The organism is Pseudomonas sp. SK (assembly GCF_012975065.1).
GTDB classification, from domain to species: Bacteria; Pseudomonadota; Gammaproteobacteria; order Pseudomonadales; family Pseudomonadaceae; genus Aquipseudomonas; species Aquipseudomonas anuradhapurensis.
In genome coordinates this window covers 142,456-165,641 of the sequence record NZ_CP051857.1, presented here as the reverse complement: position 1 = coordinate 165,641, position 23,186 = coordinate 142,456, and the positions used below count along the sequence as shown (strand labels likewise).

Sequence of the window (23,186 nt, the reverse complement as noted above, 5' to 3'; positions counted from 1 at the left end):
GGGCCGCTCCGCAGCCCTTTCGCGACACAAGGCCGCCCCGACAGTGAGCGCGCCAGCCGGCTCGTTGGCTATCAGCTGTCCTTGTTGTGGATGATGATGGTCGGGTCGGCACCGCTGATCAACGAGTTGATCGTGGTGTTGGACCAGTTCACCCCTTCCAGCTTGATGGTCACATCAGCGTTGGCGATACCACCCTCAGCGTTCAGCTTGCCTTCGCTGCTGACCTGCAGCGTCGTCGTGCCTTCCACCGTGGTGAGCTTCAGGTAGTTGTCGATGGTGCTGCCCTTCTCACCCTGCAGCAGGTCCTTCAGGTCGATCCGGTCGCCCTCGGCCACCTTGAAGTCCTTGATCACATCGTTGCCGAGGTCACCAGCCTTCCACACGAAGGTGTCGGCACCGCTTCCGCCGATCAGGATATCGTTACCCTGGCCTCCGATGAGGGTGTCGTTGCCGGTACCGCCCAGCAGGATGTCGTTACCTTTGCCACCATCCAGCGTGTCGTTACCCCCCTGGCCGAAGAGGATGTCGTTGCCATTGCCGCCCGACAGGAAGTCGTGGCCGTCGTTGGCACCGGAAATATCGAACTCGTTGTAGTGCTCGGTAATGTACTGGTGGACGTTGCTGGTGGTAATGGCACTGGCTTCGACACCGCTCTTCTGTGCCACATAGGTCTGCAGCGCTTGGTAGCCTTCGCTGACGACACCGTCGAGGGTGATCAGGTCGCCAAAGATGATGTCGTTGCCGTTGCCGCCATCAAGGCTGTCAGCGCCCGGCAAGGTCGCCTCGGAATGGCCGAGAATCGCCTTGGCCAGATCGGACGGGTCAATGCCTGCCTGGGGTTTGCCAGCAGAGTCGTACGGTTTCAGATCGTTCAGCGTGACATCGCTGTTCAAGCCAATCGCCTGCACTTTACTCACGCCATTGGTGCCACCGAGCAGGTTGAAGCTGGCGGTAGTGCCTGCTGCCGACTCCTGGTAGTTCCAGTACTCCCCGTACCCCGAACCGCCCAGGCTGGAGAACTCGTAGGTGCCGTCGCCCTGGGCATGCAGGGTTCCGACGGTGCTGGTGGACTGCAGCACCAACTCACCGCGCTTGTTCTCGCCGTAGGTCAGCACCTTGACCGAGCCACTGCTGCTGATCTCGACTTTGTGAGTGGCGTCGGCCCAAACGCTGAAGGTGTCGCCAAGCTTGTAGTTGTTGACGTTGACCACGTCATCCAGGTACTTGCCGTTGGTCCACAGCCGCGGGTTGGTGCTCTCCCCGCTCTGGTAGTAGGTCGGCTTGCCGTCGGTGATGAAGTAGGTCAGGTTCTCGGCATTGGCATTACCGCTGGCCATGGTGCTCTTGAAGAAGTTGGCCGTGGCCTTGAACACGTCTTCGTAGTTGGTACCGCCGCCGCTCGCCATGGAGTTCAACACGGACTGCAGCTTGCTCAGGGCATTCGGGTCGGCAAGGTTCACCGCCACGTTCTGCTTGACCTGGGTGTCGAAGTCGACCAGGAAGATGTTGACCGTGCCCGAGGTGTCCGAACCCAGGCTGGCCTTGAGCGTATTGAACACCGAGGCGAGCTGGGTCTTCGCATCGGAAAGCGACTTGTCGCTCATGCTGCCCGAGCTGTCGACGATAAAGGCAATGTTGTAGTTCTTGCCTTGCACCACGTTCAGGCCGGATACGTCGGCGACCATGATGTCGTTGCCTTCGCTGCCGGTAATCGCATCGTTGCCCGAAGTACCCACGCTGGCTTTGTAGGTCGCGGCGTATACAGTCACCGGAATATTGCCGGTGGTGACAGCCGAACCGCCCACGCTTTCGGTCGCGACCGAAGTGACCGTGATGTCGAACGAACCTTTGAAGTAGGCCGGCGGAGTCAGCGTCAGGCTGCTGAGTTTCCAGCCGGTCACGTCTACGGGGCCCGTACCGACCGTGACAGTGTGGCCTGCGCCATCGCTCAGCACAGTGCCTTTCGGAATACCGCTGAGGGACACGCTCAGGCTTTCGGAACCGTCGGTATCGGTCAGCGCGGTCGAGATACCGACCAGTTTCACCGAACCACCTTCCGGCCCTTCATTGAGCTTGTAGCCGTCGTAGTAGCTCTGGCCATTGACGGTGTGCAGGTCGGACACGCCCAGGCCGGCGTTGGCCATCTCGGTCACGTTCTGGTACATCTTGATGTTCGAGCTGCTCAGGTCGGTGACAGCACCCGAGCCGACCTGGATGTTAAGGTCATAGCTGCCTGGCCCAGTCTGGTTGGCATGGTAGACCTCGATCGGGTAGTAGCCACTGGTGTTCGGGGTGAAGCTACCCGAAACCTGGCCACCCGCGCCCCAGGTGGCGGTGACCACAGTCTTGCCACCGATGGTGACCACGAAGCTGTCGTCGGCGGTGCCACTGAAGTTGTAGGTTTTGCCGGCTTCCAGATAGATCAGGCCGGAGGTTTTCGAGCCGGTACCAGCACTGACGCTGCCATCGGACTGCACATTGGTGGTGGTGCTGCTGGCGTTGGCATTGCCGGAGTTGGCAAAGACCGTCTTCAGGGCGTCGCCGGTAATGCCACTACCGTCGGTACCCAGGCCTTTGAGGCTGGTCCACACTTCCTTGGTCAGGCCTTTGGACTCGATCTCGGCGCTGCCGAAGCTCAGGGTCGGCTTGTCGGCAACCGGGCTGATGTCGACCTTCATGGTCACTTCACTGCCCAGGTTGGTGCCATCGTTCGGCTTGAACTTGAACTGCGCGTAGTCGGCCTGCTGGTTACCTACGCCATTCCCTCCGTAGTTGTCCGCCCCCGACTGGTTGGGCGCCGGAACGAACTTGAGGTTGTTGGCCGTAATGTCAGCCTGGCTGACCACCTGGCCAACGGTCACGTTCACCCACGTTGTACCGTTGAAGAACTGCAGGCTACCCGCAGCCGGTAGCGAGGTAATGGTCACGGACAAGCCGGTGTTGGTATCGGCATCGGTGACTTTGAAATCGCCCCAGGCAAACACGTAGTCGGTGTCTTCCACGCCAAACACTGCACCGCCAGGCGAAACCGGCAAGTGGTCATTGTCGAGGATGGCCGTGGTCACGCTGGCATTGCTGCTGTCGACCTTCAGGTTTTCGAAGCTGCCACCGGTGGCGCTTTCGATCTTCACGGTGAAGTTCTCGGTACCCTCGACAAGCTTGTCGTCGATGGTCGCGATGTCGAAGGTGGTGCCGGTGCTGTTGGCCGGGATCTTCACGGTGGTGACACCGGTGAAGTCCTCGCCATTCTTGGCAGTGCCGCTGTAGCTGAGGGTAATGGTTACCTCAGACTTCGACGGGTTGCTCAGGGCCAGCGTGTAGTGGCCGGTTTCGCCTTCGGTCAGCGACGTACTACCGCTGATGCCGACCGTGGTGACATCGCCCTGGCCGCTGCCTGGCTCATCGGTCACGGTGGTGCTTACCGGGGTCTTGTCCAGGGTCAGCTGTTCGAACTTGCCGACGTCGGTGCCGCTGACCGAGGCGATCGATTTGATCACAGGGTCGTTGGCGCCGACATAGACGTTGTCCGGAGCGGTGACAGTAGCCGAACCGGTCGTGCCATTAGCCGGCACGGTGATGGTGGTGCCATCGTTCAGCGTGAAAGTCAGCGCGCCATGCTTGTCGATCGGCAGGCCGTCTTTGTTGGTCAGGGTCACGGTGTAGGTGATTACGCCGCCTTCGGTAACCGAAGGGGTAGCGGTCAGCTTGGCCACCACTTCGTCAGTGGTGTCAGTGACCTGAACCTTGGCCGCATCGCCCAGTTGCAGGTTCTCGAAGGTACGGCCATCGGCGTCCACCGCGGACTTGATGCCCAGGCTGACTTCGCCTGCGTCCTTGTACACGTCATCGCCCTGCGCTGCGTGCTCGTAAGGTGCGCTGGTTTGGCCGGCTTTGATAGTGACCTGGGTGTTGTTGCTCAGGGTCACGACCAGGTCGTGGGCCAGGGCTTGGTTGATGTGCACGGTGAAGGTCGGTTTGACGTTCTCGGCCACCGAAGGTTGGTCGGCAGTGATGGTGACCTTGACCAGGTCGCCTTCGTTGTTGCCGCCTGGATTGCCCGGCGTACCTGGTTCGTCAGTGACTGTGGTGCTGACCGGCGTCTTGTCCAGGGTCAACTGCTCGAACTTGCCGACGTCGGTACCGCTGACCGAAGCGATCGATTTGACCACAGGATCGTTAGCGCCGACATAGACGTTGTCTGGCGCAGTGACAGTGGTGCTGCCGGTGGTGCTGTTCGCCGGAACGGTGATGGTAGTGCCGTCGTTCAGGGTGAAGGTCAGCGCACCGTGCTTGTCGATCGGCAAGCCGTCTTTGTTGGTCAGGGTCACGGTGTAAGTGATTACGCCGCCTTCGGTAACCGAAGGGGTAGCGGTCAGCTTGGCCACCACTTCGTCAGTGGTGTCGGTGACCTGAACCTTGGCCGCATCGCCCAGTTGCAGGTTTTCGAAGGTACGGCCATCGACGTCCACGGCGGACTTGATGCCCAGGCTGAGTTCACCCGAGTCCTTGTAGACGTCATCGCCTTGGGCCGCGTGTTCGTACGCTGCGCTGGTCTCACCCGCCTTGATGGTGACCTGGGCATTGTTGCTCAGGGTCACGACCAGATCGTGGGCCAGGGCTTGGTTGATGTGCACGGTGAAGGTCGGTTTGACGTTCTCGGCCACCGAAGGTTGGTCGGCAGTGATGGTGACCTTGACCAGGTCGCCTTCGTTGTTGCCGCCTGGATTGCCCGGCGTACCTGGTTCGTCAGTGACTGTGGTGCTGACCGGCGTCTTGTCCAGGGTCAACTGCTCGAACTTGCCGACGTCGGTACCGCTGACCGAAGCGATCGATTTGACCACAGGATCGTTAGCGCCGACATAGACGTTGTCTGGTGCAGTGACAGTGGTGCTGCCGGTAGTGCTGTTCGCCGGCACGGTGATAGTAGTGCCGTCGTTCAGGGTGAAGGTCAGCGCACCGTGCTTGTCGATCGGCAGGCCGTCTTTGTTGGTCAGGGTCACGGTGTAAGTGATTACGCCGCCTTCGGTAACCGAAGGGGTAGCGGTCAGCTTGGCCACCACTTCGTCAGTGGTGTCGGTGACCTGAACCTTGGCGGCATCGCCCAGCTGCAGGTTTTCGAAGGTACGGCCATCGACATCAACAGCGGAGTTGATACCCAGGCTGAGTTCACCCGAGTCCTTGTAGACGTCATCGCCTTGGGCCGCGTGCTCGTATGCTGCGCTGGTTTCACCCGCCTTGATGGTGACCTGGGCATTGTTGCTCAGGGTCACGACCAGATCGTGGGCCAGGACCTGGTTGATGTGCACGGTGAAGGTCGGCTTGACGTTCTCTGCCACCGAAGGTTGGTCGGCGGTGATGGTGACTTTGACCAAGTCACCTTCGTTGTTGCCACTTGGATTGCCCGGCGTACCTGGCTCGTCAGTGACTGTGGTGCTGACGGGGGTCTTGTCCAGGGTCAGCTGTTCGAACTTACCGACGTCGGTGCCGCTGACCGAGGCGATCGATTTGACCACAGGGTCGTTAGCGCCGACATAGACGTTGTCCGGAGCGGTGACAGTAGCCGAACCGGTCGTGCCATTAGCCGGCACGGTGATGGTGGTGCCATCGTTCAGCGTGAAAGTCAGCGCGCCATGCTTGTCGATCGGCAGGCCGTCTTTGTTGGTCAGGGTCACGGTGTAGGTGATTACACCGCCTTCGGTAACCGAAGGGGTGGCGGTCAGCTTGGCCACCACTTCGTCAGTGGTGTCAGTGACCTGAACCTTGGCCGCATCGCCCAGTTGCAGGTTCTCGAAGGTACGGCCATCGGCGTCCACGGCGGACTTGATGCCCAGGCTGAGTTCACCCGAGTCCTTGTAGACGTCATCGCCTTGGGCCGCGTGTTCGTACGCTGCGCTGGTCTCACCCGCCTTGATGGTGACCTGGGCATTGTTGCTCAGGGTCACGACCAGATCGTGGGCCAGGGCCTGGTTGATGTGCACGGTGAAGGTCGGCTTGACGTTCTCGGCCACCGAAGGCTGGTCGGCGGTGATAGTCACCTTGACCAGATCGCCTTCGTTGCCTGGAGTACCCGGCTCGTCGGTGACGGTGGTGCTGACGGGCGTCTTATCCAGGGTCAGTTGCTCGAACTTGCCGACGTCGGTGCCGCTGACCGAGGCGATCGATTTGATCACAGGGTCATTGGTGCCGACATAGACGTTGTCCGGAGCGGTGACAGTAGCCGAACCGGTCGTGCCATTAGCCGGCACGGTGATGGTGGTGCCATCGTTCAGCGTGAAAGTCAGCGCGCCATGCTTGTCGATCGGCAGGCCGTCTTTGTTGGTCAGGGTCACGGTGTAGGTGATTACGCCGCCTTCGGTAACCGAAGGGGTAGCGGTCAGCTTGGCCACCACTTCGTCAGTGGTGTCAGTGACCTGAACCTTGGCCGCATCGCCCAGTTGCAGGTTCTCGAAGGTACGGCCATCGGCGTCCACCGCGGACTTGATGCCCAGGCTGACTTCGCCTGCGTCCTTGTACACGTCATCGCCCTGCGCTGCGTGCTCGTAAGGTGCGCTGGTTTGGCCGGCTTTGATAGTGACCTGGGTGTTGTTGCTCAGGGTCACGACCAGGTCGTGGGCCAGGGCTTGGTTGATGTGCACGGTGAAGGTCGGTTTGACGTTCTCGGCCACCGAAGGCTGGTCGGCAGTGATGGTGACCTTGACCAGGTCACCTTCGTTGTTGCCGCCTGGATTGCCCGGCGTACCTGGCTCGTCGATAACAGTGGTGCTGACAGGCGTCTTGTCCAGAGTCAGCTGTTCGAACTTGCCGGCATCAACCCCATCAACGGTAGCGATGGACTTCACAACCGGATCGTTGGCACCGGTGTAGACATTGTCTGGCGCAGTGACAGTGGTGCTGCCGGTGGTGCTGTTCGCCGGAACGGTGATGGTCGTGCCGTCGTTCAGGGTGAAGGTCAGCGCACCGTGCTTGTCGATCGGCAAGCCGTCTTTGTTGGTCAGGGTGATGGTGTAGGTGATGTCACCACCTTCGGTAACCGAAGGGGTGGCGGTCAGCTTGGCCACCACTTCGTCGGTGGTGTCAGTGACCTGAACCTTGGCCGCATCACCCAGTTGCAGGTTCTCGAAGGCACGGCCATCGACGTCCACGGCGGACTTGATGCCCAGGCTGACTTCGCCCGCATCCTTGTACACGTCATCGCCTTGGGCCGCGTGCTCGTACGCTGCGCTGGTTTCACCCGCCTTGATGGTGACCTGGGCATTGTTGCTCAGGGTCACGACGAGATCGTGAGCCAGGGCTTGGTTGATGTGCACGGTGAAGGTCGGTTTGACGTTCTCGGCCACCGAAGGTTGGTCGGCAGTGATGGTGACCTTGACCAGGTCGCCTTCGTTGTTGCCGCCTGGATTGCCCGGCGTACCTGGTTCGTCAGTGACTGTGGTGCTGACCGGCGTCTTGTCCAGGGTCAACTGCTCGAACTTGCCGACGTCGGTACCGCTGACCGAAGCGATCGATTTGACCACAGGATCGTTAGCGCCGACATAGACGTTGTCTGGCGCAGTGACAGTGGTGCTGCCGGTGGTGCTGTTCGCCGGAACGGTGATGGTAGTGCCGTCGTTCAGGGTGAAGGTCAGCGCACCGTGCTTGTCGATCGGCAAGCCGTCTTTGTTGGTCAGGGTGATGGTGTAGGTGATGTCACCACCTTCGGTAACCGAAGGGGTGGCGGTCAGCTTGGCCACCACTTCGTCGGTGGTGTCAGTGACCTGAACCTTGGCCGCATCACCCAGTTGCAGGTTCTCGAAGGTACGGCCATCGACGTCCACGGCGGACTTGATGCCCAGGCTGACTTCGCCCGCATCCTTGTACACGTCATCGCCTTGGGCCGCGTGTTCGTACGCTGCGCTGGTTTCACCCGCCTTGATGGTGACCTGGGCATTGTTGCTCAGGGTCACGACCAGGTCGTGGGCCAGGGCCTGGTTGATGTGCACGGTGAAGGTCGGTTTGACGTTCTCGGCCACCGAAGGCTGGTCGGCAGTGATGGTGACCTTGACCAGGTCGCCTTCGTTGTTGCCGCCTGGATTGCCCGGCGTACCTGGCTCGTCGATAACAGTGGTGCTGACAGGCGTCTTGTCCAGAGTCAGCTGTTCGAACTTGCCGGCATCAACCCCATCAACGGTAGCGATGGACTTCACAACCGGATCGTTGGCACCGGTGTAGACATTGTCTGGCGCAGTGACAGTGGTGCTGCCGGTGGTGCTGTTCGCCGGAACGGTGATGGTCGTGCCGTCGTTCAGGGTGAAGGTCAGCGCACCGTGCTTGTCGATCGGCAAGCCGTCTTTGTTGGTCAGGGTGATGGTGTAGGTGATGTCACCACCTTCGGTAACCGAAGGGGTGGCGGTCAGCTTGGCCACCACTTCGTCGGTGGTGTCAGTGACCTGAACCTTGGCCGCATCACCCAGTTGCAGGTTCTCGAAGGCACGGCCATCGACGTCCACGGCGGACTTGATGCCCAGGCTGACTTCGCCCGCATCCTTGTACACGTCATCGCCTTGGGCCGCGTGCTCGTACGCTGCGCTGGTTTCACCCGCCTTGATGGTGACCTGGGCATTGTTGCTCAGGGTCACAACCAGATCGTGAGCCAAGGCCTGGTTGATGTGCACCGTGAAGGTCGGCTTGACGTTCTCGGCCACCGAAGGCTGGTCGGCAGTGATAGTCACCTTGACCAGATCGCCTTCGTTGCCTGGGGTGCCCGGTTCGTCAGTGACAGTGGTGCTGACAGGGGTCTTGTCCAGATTGAGATTTTCGAACTTCCAGACATCTGCACCGCTGACTGCCTCGATGGCATTGACCACCGGTTGGTTGGCACCGACGTAGACGTTGTCTGGCGCGGCTGCAGTAGCCGAACCGGTAGTGCTGTTGGCTGCCACGACGACTGTGGTGCCATCACTCAGCTTGAAGTACAACTCCGAGTGGTTGTCGATCGGCAGACCGTCTTTATTGGTCAGGGTGATGGTGTAGGTGATCTCGCCGCCTTCGGTAACCGACGGCGTTGCGGTCAGCTTGGCCACCACTTCGTCAGTGGTATCGGTGACCTGAACCTTGGCCGCATCGCCCAGTTGCAGGTTCTCGAAGGTACGACCATCGACGTCCACAGCGGACTTGATGCCCAGGCTGAGTTCACCCGAGTCCTTGTAGACGTCATCCCCCTGCGCAGCATGCTCGTATGCTGCACTGGTCTCACCCGCCTTGATGGTGACCTGGGCATTGTTGCTCAGGGTCACGACCAGGTCATGGGCCAGAGCCTGGTTGATGTGCACCGTGAAGGTCGGTTTGACGTTTTCAGCCACCGAAGGCTGGTCGGCGGTGATGGTTACTTTGACCAGGTCGCCTTCGTTGCCCGGGGTACCCGGCTCGTCGGTGACGGAAGTGCTGACCGGAGTCTTGTCCAGATTCAGATTTTCGAACTTCCAGACATCCGCACCGCTGACTGCCTCGATGGCATTGACCACCGGTTGGTTGGCACCGACGTAGACGTTGTCAGGCGCGGCTGCAGTAGCCGAACCGGTGGTGCTGTTGGCTGCCACAACGACGGTTGTACCATCGGTCAGCTTGAAGTACAGCTCCGAGTGGTTGTTGATCGGCAAGCCGTCTTTATTGGTCAGCGTGATGGTGTAGGTGATCTCGCCGCCTTCGGTAACCGACGGCGTTGCGGTCAGTTTGGCCACCACTTCATCAGTGGTGTCGGTGACCTGAACCTTGGCGGCATCGCCCAACTGCAGGTTTTCGAAGGTACGGCCATCGACATCCACAGCGGACTTGATGCCCAGGCTGAGTTCGCCCGAGTCCTTGTAGACGTCATCCCCCTGCGCAGCATGCTCGTACGCTGCACTGGTTTCACCTGCCTTGATGGTGACCTGGGCATTGTTGCTCAGGGTCACGACCAGGTCGTGGGCCAGGGCCTGGTTGATGTGCACGGTGAAGGTCGGTTTGACGTTCTCGGCCACCGAAGGCTGGTCGGCAGTGATGGTGACCTTGACCAGGTCGCCTTCGTTGTTGCCGCCTGGATTGCCCGGCGTACCTGGCTCGTCGATAACAGTGGTGCTGACAGGCGTCTTGTCCAGAGTCAGCTGTTCGAACTTGCCGGCATCAACCCCATCAACGGTAGCGATGGACTTCACAACCGGATCGTTGGCACCGGTGTAGACATTGTCTGGCGCAGTGACAGTGGTGCTGCCGGTGGTGCTGTTCGCCGGAACGGTGATGGTAGTGCCGTCGTTCAGGGTGAAGGTCAGCGCACCGTGCTTGTCGATCGGCAGGCCGTCTTTGTTGGTCAGGGTCACGGTGTAGGTGATTACGCTACCTTCGGTAACCGAAGGAGTAGCAGTCAGCTTGGCCACCACTTCGTCAGTAGTGTCGGTGACCTGAACCTTGGCGGCATCGCCCAGCTGCAGGTTTTCGAAGGTACGGCCATCGACATCAACAGCGGAGTTGATACCCAGGCTGAGTTCACCCGAGTCCTTGTAGACGTCATCGCCTTGGGCCGCGTGCTCGTATGCTGCGCTGGTTTCACCCGCCTTGATGGTGACCTGGGCATTGTTGCTCAGGGTCACGACCAGGTCGTGGGCCAGGGCCTGGTTGATGTGCACAGTGAAGGTCGGCTTGACGTTCTCGGCCACCGAAGGCTGGTCGGCGGTGATGGTGACCTTGACCAGGTCGCCTTCGTTGCCTGGAGTACCCGGCTCGTCGGTGACGGTGGTGCTGACAGGCGTCTTGTCCAGGGTCAGTTGCTCGAACTTGCCGACGTCGGTGCCGCTGACCGAGACGATCGACTTGATCACAGGGTCGTTGGCACCGACGTAGACGTTGTCCGGCGCAGTGACAGTGGTGCTGCCGGTAGTGCTGTTCGCCGGCACGGTGATGGTGGTGCCATCGTTCAGCGTGAAGGTCAGCGCGCCGTGCTTGTCGATTGGCAGGCCGTCTTGGTTGGTCAAGGTCACGGTATAGGTGATTTGGCCACCTTCGGTAACCGAAGGGGTGGCGGTCAGCTTGGCCACGACCTCACTGATAGTATCCGAGATCTCAACGGTAGCTGGGCCACCCAAGGCCAGCTTCTCGAAAGTGGCACCCGGAACAGTGGCGTCAGTAACGCTCAGGGTAATAGAGCCGGCGTCCTTGATGACGTCATCGCCCTGGGCTGGCGTTTTGTATTCGACTTCGGTTTTACCTGCCTCGATGGTCACGGTCTCGCCGTTAGACAGGGTTACGGTCAATGGTCGATCCAGCGCCTGGCTTACCTTCACGGTAAAGGACGGCTGCTGATCTTCAGTCACATTGCCATTGCTGACGATACTTACCGTGACGGTATCAATGCTGTCATTGATGACGGTAGAAGCCGGAGTCGGGTTCGGGACCAACTGCTCGAAGTTGCCGCCAGTGGCACCGGTAATCGTGGTACTGACGGTCGAACCGTTGTTGTAGACGTCGTTCGCTGGCGTCGCGAAGTCAACGCTGCCCTGGGTCTTGCCCGCTTCAACAGTGATGGTCTGCCCGTTGGACAGGGTCACGGTCACCGGAGTCTGGGCCGGATTGCTCAGGGTCACGGTGTAGGTGATGACGCCACCCTCAGTCACCGACGGGGTAGCCGTCAGGGTCGCGGTGGTAGTGTCGACCGAGTCGTTGATCGTGGTCTGGGCCGGAGTCGGGTTTGGAGTCAGCTGCTCGAAGTTACCGCCGGTTGCACCAGTAATCGTGGTGCTGACGGTCGAGCCATTGTTGTAGACGTCGTTCGCCGGGGTCTCGAAATCGACACTGCCCTGGGTCTTGCCCGCTTCAACGGTGATGGTCTGGCCGTTGGACAGGGTCACGGTTACCGGGGTCTGGGCTGGATTGCTCAGGGTCACGGTGTAAGTGATAACACCACCCTCGGTTACCGAAGGAGTGGCTGTCAGGGTCGCGGCGGTGGTGTCGACCGAGTCGTTGATCGTGGTCTGGGCCGGAGTCGGGTTCGGGGTCAGCTGCTCGAAGTTACCGCCGGTTGCACCAGTAATCGTGGTGCTGACGGTCGAGCCATTGTTGTAGACGTCGTTCGCCGGGGTCTCGAAATCGACACTGCCCTGGGTCTTGCCCGCCTCAACGGTGATGGTCTGGCCGTTGGACAAGGTCACGGTCACCGGAGTCTGGGCTGGATTGCTCAGGGTCACGGTGTAGGTGATGACGCCGCCTTCGGTCACCGATGGGGTAGCCGTCAGGGTCGCAGTGGTGGTGTCGACCGAGTCGTTGATCGTGGTCTGGGCCGGAGTCGGGTTCGGAACCAGTTGCTCGAAGTTACCACCGGTTGCACCGGTAATCGTGGTGCTGACGGTCGAGCCGTTGTTGTAGACGTCGTTCGCTGGCGTCGCGAAGTCAACGCTGCCCTGGGTCTTGCCGGCTTCCACGGTGATGGTCTGCCCGTTGGACAGGGTCACGTTCACCGGAGTCTGGGCTGGATTGCTCAGGGTCACGGTGTAAGTGATGACACCACCCTCGGTTACCGAAGGAGTGGCTGTCAGGGTCGCAGTGGTAATGTCGACCGAGTCATTGATCGTGGTCTGTGCCGGAGTCGGGTTCGGGGTCAGCTGCTCGAAGTTACCACCGGTCGCGCCGGTAATCGTGGTGCTGACGGTCGAACCGTTGTTGTAGACGTCGTTCGCCGGGGTCTCGAAGTCAACGCTGCCTTGGGTCTTGCCGGCTTCAACGGTGATGGTCTGACCGTTGGACAAGGTCACGGTCACCGGAGTCTGGGCTGGATTGCTCAGGGTCACGGTGTAGGTGATGACGCCGCCTTCGGTTACCGAAGGAGTGGCTGTCAGGGTCGCGGCGGTGGTGTCGACCGAGTCGTTGATCGTGGTCTGGGCCGGAGTCGGGTTTGGAGTCAGCTGCTCGAAGTTACCGCCAGTGGCACCGGTAATCGTGGTACTGACGGTCGAGCCGTTGTTGTAGACGTCGTTCGCTGGCGTCGCGAAGTCAACGCTGCCCTGGGTCTTGCCCGCTTCAACAGTGATGGTCTGCCCGTTGGACAGGGTCACGTTCACCGGAGTCTGGGCTGGATTGCTCAGGGTCACGGTGTAAGTGATGACACCACCCTCGGTTACCGAAGGAGTGGCTGTCAGGGTCGCAGTGGTAATGTCGACCGAGTCATTGATCGTGGTCTGTGCCGGAGTCGGGTTCGGGGTCAGCTGCTCGAAGTTACCACCGGTCGCGCCGGTAATCGTGGTGCTGACGGTCGAACCGTTGTTGTAGACGTCGTTCGCCGGGGTCTCGAAGTCAACGCTGCCTTGGGTCTTGCCGGCTTCAACGGTGATGGTCTGACCGTTGGACAAGGTCACGGTCACCGGAGTCTGGGCTGGATTGCTCAGGGTCACGGTGTAGGTGATGACGCCGCCTTCGGTTACCGAAGGAGTGGCTGTCAGGGTCGCGGCGGTGGTGTCGACCGAGTCGTTGATCGTGGTCTGGGCCGGAGTCGGGTTTGGAGTCAGCTGCTCGAAGTTACCGCCAGTGGCACCGGTAATCGTGGTACTGACGGTCGAGCCATTGTTGTAGACGTCGTTCGCCGGGGTCTCGAAATCGACACTGCCCTGGGTCTTGCCCGCCTCAACGGTGATGGTCTGGCCGTTGGACAAGGTCACGGTCACCGGAGTCTGGGCTGGATTGCTCAGGGTCACGGTGTAGGTGATGACGCCGCCTTCGGTCACCGATGGGGTAGCCGTCAGGGTCGCAGTGGTGGTGTCGACCGAGTCGTTGATCGTGGTCTGGGCCGGAGTCGGGTTCGGAACCAGTTGCTCGAAGTTACCACCGGTTGCACCGGTAATCGTGGTGCTGACGGTCGAGCCGTTGTTGTAGACGTCGTTCGCTGGCGTCGCGAAGTCAACGCTGCCTTGGGTCTTGCCCGCTTCAACAGTGATGGTCTGACCGTTGGACAAGGTCACGGTCACCGGAGTCTGGGCCGGATTGCTCAGGGTCACGGTGTAAGTGATAACACCACCCTCGCTCACCGACGGGGTAGCCGTCAGGGTGGCAGTCGTGGTGTCGATGGTATCGGTAACCTGGGTAACCGCTGGCGTTTGCGGCACTGTCACCGTCAAACCATTGCCTCCGCTGGTACCCGTCACGGTCGTCGAAATCTGACCACCATCGATATACGGGGTATCGTTCGCCGGGACTACCACGTTGACGCTACCGCTGGTCTGCCCGGCGGGAATGACGATGACGGCACCATTGGACAGGGTGACGATCAGATTGCTGGTCGGAGCCTGACCAACCGTGGCGGTATAAACAATTACGCCGCCCGCTTCGCTGATTGAGGGTGTAGCACCCAGAACCAGGTCGGTAATGACATTGGTTTCCGTCGGCGGCGTGGTCACCAGGTTGTTGCTGGTTGTGTCCAGCACGCCAACCTCTTCGTCACCAGGCGCCGCGGCAAAACCCAGCCCTTCAGTCTGGAAGCCGACGGTAGGATCAACCCGGCCTGCCGTTTCTTCGAGCATGACGAAGCTGTGGCCACCGCCCAGCGCACCACCACCGCCCGCCGCCGATGGGCCAGCCGCAGTCGCCTCCAGTTCGGTAGTCGGGTCGACACCGGCAGCGATCGCCTGCTGCAACTCCTCCACCGACGGTGCGGCCTGGGCAGTCGCCTGGCTCAGGTCGGCACTGCTGTCAGGTGCATCAGCGCTCCATTGGCTATCGCGGCCCAGGTCGAGCAGACGGCCATCGGCCAGCTCCAGAGTAACTGCGCCGCCCGGGCCGGTGAGCACTTCCTCACCGGCCAGCAGACGATCTCCTTCAATCAGTACACGCCGGATGCCCTCTGGGGATACCGCAATAACCTGGCCGACAATACTTTTGACGATGGCTACAACGCTGCTCATTGGACTCTCCGTGTGACCCGATGGGTACTTCCCTGCCAGAGCGGCACTCGCAAGCCACTTCAGGCGGAACTATGTCGATGATCTGTTGACGCTTTTTGGCGTCAATATTCCGTCTATAACGATTGAGGATTGTATAACTGCCAAACTATTGACCTTATACATGCCATCCTAAACAATCGGCAATGTAATGTCACATTGATATTTGAACCCTAGCCAAACGTTTCCTGGGAACAACTGCCGCACATCATCAAAAGCGTCTCCATGGTTTGAATAACGTGCGATTTTCCATGCGGTCACAGTCACATATTTGGCGTCAGCGCCACCGTCCATCGGCAGCTGGCATAGAGGCCGAAACAATATTCAGGGTTAATTTCCGTCACCCAGGCGCTCACAATGACTACAAGCACAAACCTTGCCCAAAACGCGGCCTGCAGCGCCCGAAAGGCCGGCCGGAGCGGGGTTGCAAGCCAATCCGATTGGCAGCAGCTCGCAGCGCTGCCTAGCCCGTGAGAACGATTTGCCTTGGATCAAAGAGATAACGAAGAACTGCGCGAATACTTGTAGCCCCGTCAATCAAAAAGCATTGGGAACCTGCGCAACCAAACCTGACGGAAGCCCATTTTTCAATATATGAATTTTGACTAATAACCCGCCAAAAAACGTCAACGCGCCAGCGCCTGATTCCTGACGCCTGGATAAGTCGGTACTGATTGCAGTCTGTCGGCAATGAGATGGCAGGCTATGCTGCAAATGAGCTTCGGCGTGCAAGCCGACTGGTACAAAACTGAAGCAACCACAACCAGGCATCGTCTGGTAAGAATGAAGACCGAAGAATTGTTTACTCAATATCGATTCAAGGCGACCATTGGCCGGTTGCCCAAGCGTCAGATGCCGTAGCCCCCAGGCCCACTGCCTGGCAGCAGCATTTGAACGCCAAGGTGAGCCAACCAACTCGAACGGCGGCTCACCCCCTACCCACCACAAGGATGAAGAGAGCGCCGCGTGGAATCCGAAGTCAGTCGAGTCCAACTCAGCCACGATCCACGCAGTCAGCATGACGATCCTCTGCTGGATAGTCTGTTGAGCCTGTGTGTCCTGCACCAGAAACCAGCCAGCCGGGTCATGCTGACCACCGGCCTGCCGCTGCCTGCCCAGCGCCTGAGCCCCGAACTGCTGCCGCGCGCAGCTGCCAGAGCCGGGTTGCAAGGGCGCCTGCTGCAGCGCAAGCTGGAGCAGATCCCGAGCATCGCCATGCCGGCCATGCTGCTGCTCAAGGAAGGCCGCAGCGCCGTCCTGCTGGGCTGGGAAAACGAAGACACTGCGCGTCTGCTACTGAGCGAGAGCGATGGTGGCGAGGTACATGTCAGCCGCGAAGCCCTGCAGAGTGATTACAGCGGCCGGGTGTTCTTCGCCCAGCCGCAGCACAAGTTCGACGTCAACCACGGCAACCTCATCCCACGAGCGAAGTCGTGGTTCCGTGACACCTTGCTGCGCAGCAAGTGGCTATACATCGATGCCATCGCCGCCAGCCTGGTGATCAACCTGATCGCCCTGGCCGCCCCTTTGTTCGTGATGAACGTGTATGACCGGGTAGTGCCCAACCAGGCCACTTCGACCCTTTGGGTACTGGCCATCGGTATCGCCGGTGCCTACATCTTCGACCTTATCCTCAAGGGCCTGCGTGGCTTGTGCCTGGATCTGGCCGGCAAGAAGACCGACCTGATCATCTCGGCGACCCTGTTCGAACGTATCGTCGGCATGTCGATGAAGTACCGCCCGGCCAGGGTCGGCAGCTTTGCCCAGAACATTCACGAGTTCCAGGGCCTGCGCGATTTTCTCGCCTCGCTGACCCTTACCAGCCTGATCGACCTGCCATTCACCATTCTCATCCTGATCGTCATCGCAGTAATTGGCGGGCACCTGGTATGGATTCCGATCATCGCCTTCCCGTTGGCCCTGGGCATCGGTTATGCCCTGCAGCGGCCATTGATGGCGACCATGGAGCGGACCATGGCCCTGGCCTCGGAGCGCCAGTCCAGCCTGATCGAGACACTGGCTGGCCTGGACGCGGTCAAGGTCAACAATGCCGAAAGTGAGCGCCAGTACCTCTGGGAGCAGACCCTGGGCACCCTCAGCCGCCTGGAACTGCGGGTCAAGCTACTGTCGAGCCTGGCGATGAACATCACCCTGCTGATCCAGCAACTGGCGGGCGTGGCGATGATCTGCGTCGGCGTGTACCTGATCATCGACGGCAACCTCAGCATGGGCGGCCTGGTTGCCTGCTATATGCTCAGCGGCCGTGCCCTCGGCCCGCTGGGCCAGCTCAACGGCCTGCTCGCCCGCTACCAGCAGGCCAAGGTGACCATGGTTTCCACCGACCACATGATGGAGCTGCCGCAAGAGCGCAACTTCGAAGAGCGCCCGCTGAGCCGTAAGGTGCTGCAGGGCAGCGTCGAGTTCCGCGGGGTCGATTTCACCTACCCGAACCAGCAGAACCAGGCGCTGAAGAACATCAACCTGACCATCCGCCCCGGCGAAAAGGTGGGCATCATTGGCCGCAGCGGCTCGGGTAAAAGCTCGCTGGCCAAGCTTATCGTCGGCCTCTACGAGGCCGATGCCGGGTCGCTGCTGGTCGATGGCGTGGACATTCGCCAGATCGACGTCAGCGAACTGCGCCACAACATTGGCTACGTACCGCAGGACATCCAGTTGTTGGCGGGCACCCTGCGCGACAACCTGGTCAGCGGCGCGCGCTACATCGAGGACGAGTTGATCCTGCAAGCCGCCGAACTGGCGGGCGTCCATGAGTTCGCTCGGCTGCACCCGGACGGCTACGAGCTGCAAGTGGGTGAACGCGGCCAGAACCTCTCCGGCGGCCAGCGGCAGAACGTCGCCCTTGGCCGTGCGCTGCTGCTCAACCCGCAGATCCTTCTGCTGGACGAGCCGACCAGCGCCATGGACAACACCGGTGAAGAACGCCTCAAGCAACGCCTGCAAGCGGTGGTGGAAGGCAAGACCGTGCTGCTCGTCACGCACCGTGCCTCGCTGCTGTCGCTGGTGGACCGGCTGATCGTGATCGATCGCGGGCAGATTGTCGCCGACGGCCCGAAAGCCGCGGTCATGGATGCGTTGAAGAAGGGGCAGATCAGTGTTGCATAAGCTGGATATGGGGCAATTCAAGGATGGCCTGCGGCGCTATTTCAAAGGTTCCGACTCACTGGGTGGCCAGCCGCTGCCCGAGGTCAACAAGGCACTGATCGAGGATGCGCCGCGGGTCGTGCGGCTGACCATCTGGGGCGTGATCCTGTTCTTCGTGTTCCTTATCGTATGGGCCAGCGTTGCCCCCATCGACGAAGTCACGCGCGGCGAAGGCAAGGCCATCCCGTCCTCCAAAGTACAGAAGATCCAGAACCTGGAAGGCGGCATCGTTGCCGAAATCTTCGCCAAGGAAGGGCAGATCGTCGAAGTGGGCCAGCCGTTGTTGCGCCTGGATGAAACCCGCTTCGCCTCCAACGTTGGTGAAACCGAGGCAGACCGCCTGTCCATGGCCCTGCGGGTCGAGCGCCTGAGTGCCGAAGTGGAAGACCGCCCGCTGAAGATCGACGAGGCGCTGCGCAAGGCTGCACCAAGCCAGGCCGCCAGCGAAGAATCGCTGTACCAGAGCCGGCGCCAGCAGCTGCAGGACGAGATTGGCGGCCTGCAACAACAGCTGGTACAGCGCCAGCAGGAGCTGCGCGAGTACAGCTCCAAACGCGCCCAGTACGCCAACAGCCTGGAACTGCTGCGCAAAGAAATCAGCATGTCCGAGCCGTTGGTGGCCACCGGCGCGATCTCCCAGGTCGAAGTACTGCGCCTGCGCCGTGCCGAAGTGGAAAACCGCGGCCAGCTGGATTCCACCGCGCTGGCCATCCCCCGGGCCGAAGCGGCGATCCGTGAGGTGCAAAGCAAGATCGAAGAGACCCGCGGCAAATTCCGCAGCGAGGCGCTGACCCAACTGAACGAAGCGCGCACCGAGTTGAACAAGGCCACTGCGACCAGCAAGGCCCTGGACGATCGGGTCAACCGCACCATGGTCACCTCGCCGGTACGCGGTATCGTCAAACAGTTGCTGGTCAACACCATTGGTGGGGTCATCCAGCCTGGCAGCGATATCCTCGAAGTGGTACCCCTGGACGATACGCTGGTCATCGAGGCGAAGATCCTGCCCAAGGACATCGCCTTCCTGCACCCGGGGCAGGAGGCGACGGTCAAGTTCACCGCGTATGACTACACCATCTACGGCGGGCTCAAGGCCAAACTGGAACAGATCGGCGCTGACACCATCACCGATGAAGACAAGAAGACCACCTACTACCTGATCAAGCTGCGCACCGATCGCAGCCACCTGGGGACTGACGAGAAGCCGTTGCTCATCATTCCGGGGATGGTGGCAACGGTAGACATCATGACCGGCAAGAAGACCATCATGAGCTACCTGCTCAAGCCGATCATGAAGGCGCGTTCGGAGGCGCTGCGCGAGCGTTGATCGCTGTAGGAGCGGCCTTGTGTCGCGAAAGGGCTGCACAGCAGCCCCAGCGGTTCACGCATTGCTGCTGAATTCCGGGGCCGCTGTGCAGCCCTTTCGCGACACAAGGCCGCCCCTACATTACCGCATTGTTCCTCAGCGATAGCTGCAGGCTGTCAGCGCCAAGGCGCAGGCTCGCCGACCAACTGCCCCTGAATCCCGCCCACGCCCATCTCGCGCAACACCAGCCGCTCCCCTTCGGTCTCGACCCGCTCGGCAATCAGCGGCAAGTCGATGCTGTGTGCCGCGCGCTGGATCGCTTCGATGAACAGCCGCTTGTGCTGTTCATGATCGATGTTGCGGATGTAGCTACCGTCGATCTTCAGGTACGCCAGGCCCAGGTGCGCCAGGTTGCCGATCATGCTGAAGCGCCCGCCAAAGCGTTGCAGCGCCAGGCCGAAGCCAAGCGCATGCAGGCGCCGGGTCAGCTGCTCCAGGGCAGCTTGTTCGGGCAGTTGCTCTTCGCCAATCTCGAAAATCAGACGCGGCCCCAGCGCCACATGCTGGCTCAGCAATTCGAAGATACGCTGCAGGGCCTTGGCATCGGCCAAGGTAGCTGCTGACAGGTTCAGCGCCAGCACCTGGTCATGCCCGCGCAGGTGTGCGAGCACCTTTTCCAGCACCAGCACATCCAGCCGTGGCATCCAGCCAAAACGTTCCAGCCAGGGCAGGAAGCGGCCCGCCGGCAGTGCCTCGCCCTGGCCATCCTGCAAACGTGAGATCACCTTGTGGTGCAGTACCCGTTGCGCGGTGTCGCAATCCACCACCGGTTGGAAGAACAGCTCGAAATGCCCATTGTTGAACGCCTGGTCCAGCCGCTCATGCCAGGCATGCTGGCTATCGGCGGCAACGGCGGCCACACCCTGTTCGAGGCAGACCCAGCCCGGCGTCGGTTGGTTCTCGGCACGCGCCAAGGCCTCGTCGGCAAGCTTCAGCAGCGCTTGTGGTGCGTCGCCTGGGCTGTAGGGCGCCAGGCCGATGCACGCCACTGGGTCGATATCACTGGCGCCAGTCTCATGCAGGCTGTGCAAGGTCGCTTCCAGGGCCTGGGCAAGCTGCACCGCCTCTTCATGCACCATGCCTGGCGCAAGCACCGCGAACTCGCCACCGCGGCTGCGGGAAATCAGGTCGTTGGTTTCCGGGTAGCTGGCACAGGTGCGGCGCAACTGCTCGCCCACCGCCTGCAGCAACTGGTCGGTACGCTGACCACCAAGGCGGGCGTTCAACCCCGCCAGCCCCTGGACCCGCAGCAACAGCAGGTAGCCGGAGCGCGCTTCTTCCAGGTTGCTCACACGGGTGTTCAGTTGCATCTCGAAATAACGCCGGTTGGACAACCCGGTCAGGCTGTCCTGGTAGGACTCGGCCCGCAGCCGTTCGCTGCGCTCGGCCTGTTCGGTGAACAGGGCCTTGAGCTTCTCGACCATCTGGTTCATCGCCTGCACCACGCGGCGCAGTTCCGGCGTACGCGGCAACTCTGGCAGGCTGAGGAATTCCCGGCGGGCGATAGCGTGGGACTGCTCGACCATATAATCCAGCGGGCGCAATTGGCGGCGCAGCAGCAACGCGCCGAGCACCGCGCTGGCCGCGCCACACAGCAGCAACCAGCCCAGGCTGCCCAGGGCGCTTTGCCAGAGCTTGGCGATGGCGAACATTGGGTGGCTGATCACTTCAACGCGCGCGGCCTGCTGCCAGCCGCGGCTGACGATGGCATCGCCCCCGGCGGCTTCCAGGCCGATCAGGCGTACGAACCAGCGCGGCACACCGCCAGGGTCCGGTTCGGCATGGCGTTCCACCAGCACCGCATTGGAACCCAGGTCGACGACCTTGATGCTCGAATAGTAACCGCTGTCAAAGATTGAACTGACCATCAGTTCGACCATCGCCGGGTCGTCGATATTCGGTGTCAGCGACAGCGCCAGCGCAGTCGCCGCATCCTGGGCGTGCGAGCGCAACTGGTTGACGTATTGGCTGCGCGAACTCTCCAGGCTGACCATGAAACTGCCACTGAAGGCGACCACCAGGAACAGGCAAATGGCCAACAGCAATTGTTTGAACAGTGACATCTGTGCTCCTTCAGTAAACCGGCTCGGCCGGGAACCCTTCGGCCTGCATTTTCTTCAGCAGATCCTGCCAGCGGGACAACCGCTTGGTATCGCCGACTTTCTTGTTGCCTGCGGCGCCCGTCAGCCACAGCCCTTCACCATTGAACGCGTAAACCGGCAGCAGGTCGGTGCGCTGGCTGGCCGGCTTGATGGCGTCCATCAGGCTGTCGAGCACCAATGGCTGTGCCTGTGGGCTTGAATAATAGGTCAGGACCATGTGCGCCCGGTTCTGCCGCAGCGCCTTGACGTAGGTGATACGCAGCTTCTCGCTAGGGATACCCATGCGCCGCAGGCTGAAATACTTGGCGATGGCATAGTCCTCACAGTCACCTGCGCCCTTGATCAGCGCCTGGATCGGCGTGGCCCAGTAATCGACCTCGTGCCACAGGTCGATATCCTCGACATAGCGCAACTGCTGGTTGAAGAAGCGGTTGACCGCCTGCAGTCGCTCAAGCTCCGTACCCTGCTTCTGGGTAGCCATCAGGTTCTGCCAGGCATCGATGCGACCCTGCCCGCTCCCCAACGAGCCATACAGCGCCTGCGACTTGCGGCTGATCTGGGAAAAGTCCCAATCCGCCTGCAGGCCGCCCAGCAGCAGGCTGCCCAGCAGGGCAGCGAGGCCGACACGTTGCACAACGGTTTTGAGCATCCAGGTTAGCGCCACTGCGAAGCCCTGTTCAGGCCTGTCGAAAGCAGCGATGGTGCGGCTTGCAGCGGCAAAAGACAATGGCACCCTGCAATCATGCATCCGCTTGTCAGCCGACCTACACTTTAGGCTTATAACCTTCGTTAGGCCGCTTCCTTTGACAGGCGACTTCATCCACCATAGCCGCGCTTTTGGGGCGCCCGTTCCACTGCGGGGGCAAGCTTGACGCTCCCATGAGCTTTACTAGTGTCATTGGATCCAACTTTAGTCATCGTTGAGGCAGACGTCGCGTGGCCCAGAAATTCAAACTGAGCAATGTGCTGGCCAGTGAACAGCTGTTGCCGCACCAGGCCCGTGGCGTTATCGAAGAACGCCTGCGCAGTGCCATTCTTGATGGCCGCCTGCCTCCGGGTACTGCTGTGCGGCAACAGGAGCTCGCTACCTTGTTCGGTGTCAGCCGCATGCCCGTGCGCGAGGCGCTGCGCCAGCTCGAGGCTCAATCGTTGCTGAAGGTGGAAATGCACAAGGGTGCAGTGGTTGCACCGTTGATTGGCGAGGACGCAGTGGATACCTATGCCCTGCGCGTGCTGCTCGAAACCGAGGCGCTGCGGCAGTCCATTCCGCTGCTCGATGCCAGCGACATCGCCAGCGCTCGCGGATATATCCAGCAACTGGAGAACGAAACCCGGCATGCCGAAATCGGCCGTCTCAATCGCCTGTTGCACATGTCGTTGTACAACAAGGCACCCAACAAGAAATTGCTGCGCCTGATCGAAGATGAGCTGAACCAGGAAGAACGCTTTCTGCGCTTTCATCTCTCATCCATGGGCCTGGGCAAGCTTACCCAGGACGATCACAACGCACTGGTCGATGCGGCCAGCGCCAAGCAGGTAGACGAAGCGATAACGGTGCTGGAAAAACATCTGAATACCGCAGCAGGGGTGATCCGCAGGTACCTTGATACCCAGTTGGGGCGCTAG

Annotated in this window: 7 protein-coding genes; 3 read left to right on the top strand and 4 right to left on the bottom strand. The window is 60.8% G+C overall.

Going from position 1 to position 23,186, the window contains the following annotated elements:
• Positions 1 to 71: 71 nt before the first annotated feature.
• Together HG549_RS00710 and HG549_RS00705 are read right to left on the bottom strand one after the other, a co-directional pair.
• Positions 72 to 14,894, bottom strand: coding sequence for a retention module-containing protein (locus tag HG549_RS00710; RefSeq protein ID WP_170027727.1), 14,823 nt, complete (start codon positions 14,892 to 14,894; stop codon positions 72 to 74).
• A gap of 573 nt (positions 14,895 to 15,467) precedes the next feature.
• The gene (locus tag HG549_RS00705) at positions 15,468 to 15,950 is read right to left on the bottom strand and encodes a hypothetical protein (protein ID WP_170027511.1); all 483 of its coding nucleotides are present in this window, start codon (positions 15,948 to 15,950) and stop codon (positions 15,468 to 15,470) included.
• On the opposite strand from HG549_RS00705, the gene HG549_RS00700 reads away from it, so the two are divergent.
• Positions 15,897 to 18,053, top strand: a complete 2,157-nt coding sequence (locus HG549_RS00700; RefSeq protein ID WP_170027726.1) for a type I secretion system permease/ATPase — start codon at positions 15,897 to 15,899, stop codon at positions 18,051 to 18,053. The two genes, HG549_RS00705 and HG549_RS00700, sit on opposite strands and share 54 nt — an antisense overlap.
• Positions 18,054 to 18,060: 7 nt before the next feature.
• Positions 18,061 to 19,419 carry an HlyD family type I secretion periplasmic adaptor subunit gene (locus HG549_RS00695; protein WP_170027725.1) on the top strand — a complete coding sequence of 453 codons (1,359 nt, stop codon included), beginning with the start codon at positions 18,061 to 18,063 and terminating at the stop codon, positions 19,417 to 19,419.
• A gap of 155 nt (positions 19,420 to 19,574) precedes the next feature.
• Here HG549_RS00695 and lapD read toward each other — a convergent pair whose 3' ends face one another.
• Both lapD and lapG read right to left on the bottom strand, forming a co-directional pair.
• The gene (lapD, locus tag HG549_RS00690) at positions 19,575 to 21,521 is read right to left on the bottom strand and encodes a cyclic di-GMP receptor LapD (protein ID WP_170027724.1); all 1,947 of its coding nucleotides are present in this window, start codon (positions 21,519 to 21,521) and stop codon (positions 19,575 to 19,577) included.
• 10 nt (positions 21,522 to 21,531) lie between these two features.
• Positions 21,532 to 22,293, bottom strand: coding sequence for a cysteine protease LapG (gene lapG / locus HG549_RS00685; RefSeq protein WP_170027723.1), 762 nt, complete (start codon positions 22,291 to 22,293; stop codon positions 21,532 to 21,534).
• Positions 22,294 to 22,496: 203 nt separating this feature from the next.
• On the opposite strand from lapG, the gene HG549_RS00680 reads away from it, so the two are divergent.
• Positions 22,497 to 23,186, top strand: coding sequence for a GntR family transcriptional regulator (locus HG549_RS00680; protein ID WP_170027722.1), 690 nt, complete (start codon positions 22,497 to 22,499; stop codon positions 23,184 to 23,186).

What these genes read in the sequence shown, in the direction of transcription:
- lapD (WP_170027724.1), bottom strand. Translation starts at nt 21,521, where the DNA reads ATGTCACTGTTCAAACAATTGCTGTTGGCCATTTGCCTGTTCCTGGTG.
- HG549_RS00695 (WP_170027725.1), top strand. Translation starts at nt 18,061, where the DNA reads ATGGGGCAATTCAAGGATGGCCTGCGGCGCTATTTCAAAGGTTCCGAC.
- HG549_RS00705 (WP_170027511.1), bottom strand. Translation starts at nt 15,950, where the DNA reads ATGCTGACTGCGTGGATCGTGGCTGAGTTGGACTCGACTGACTTCGGA.
- HG549_RS00710 (WP_170027727.1), bottom strand. Translation starts at nt 14,894, where the DNA reads ATGAGCAGCGTTGTAGCCATCGTCAAAAGTATTGTCGGCCAGGTTATT.